The following is a 711-nucleotide window of genomic DNA, read 5'->3' on the forward strand; positions in this document are numbered from 1 at the left end:
ACTGCACGCCCACGGTGGCCGTGCCCACGCCGTTGGGGTCGGGGGTGAAGCGGGCGGTGTAGAGCAGCGGGTTGGTGCTGCTTTGGGTGAGCGTGCCCAGCGTGCCGCCGGTCACCGCGATGTCAGTCAGCGTGAAGTTGCTGCTGGCCTCGCTCAGCGTGAAGGTGATGTCCTCGCCCGCAGCGCCCACGGTGCCCGTGCCGGTGCGCGCCACCACGACTTTGGGGGGGGTGTTGTCGGTGTTGTAGGGCAGGCTGACTTGGTTGTTGGCCTCGTACACGTCCGTGCCCGTGGCCGGGTTGTTGAACGTGTCTTTGTTCAGGTTGCCCGCCGCATCGCTGAACTTGCCCGCCAGCACGCCCACGCTGGCCGTGCCCACGCTGTTGGCGTTGGGCGTGAAGACCACGCTGTAGCTGTTGCCCGAGCCGGTAAAGCCCGAGAGGGTGCCGCCGCTGACCACGATGTCGTTGATGTCAAAGCTCGTGCTGGCCTCGGACAGCGTGAAGTTGATGACTTCGGAGCTGTTGACCGTGCCGATGGCGCTGCGCGTGACGACGATGCTGGGCGGGGCCGTGTCGGCCACGGTGGTGTTAAAGCCAAAGCTCACCTGGTTGTTGGCCTCGTAGGTCTGGCCTGCCGGGGCGGGGTTGGTGTAGGTGTCTTTGTTCAGGTTGCCTGCTGCGTCGCTGAACTTGTTGCCGTCCACATCGA

At 65.4% G+C, this 711-nt stretch carries 1 protein-coding gene; it reads right to left on the minus strand.

Annotated features, from left to right (window positions below):
- Window positions 1–711: Ig-like domain-containing protein (locus B9Z49_RS21410; protein WP_158273575.1), on the minus strand; the 711-nt coding region annotated here is incomplete at both ends.

Origin of the sequence: Limnohabitans sp. 2KL-51 (genome assembly GCF_003063645.1) — a bacterium.
In the GTDB taxonomy this organism is placed as follows: domain Bacteria; phylum Pseudomonadota; class Gammaproteobacteria; order Burkholderiales; family Burkholderiaceae_C; genus Limnohabitans_A.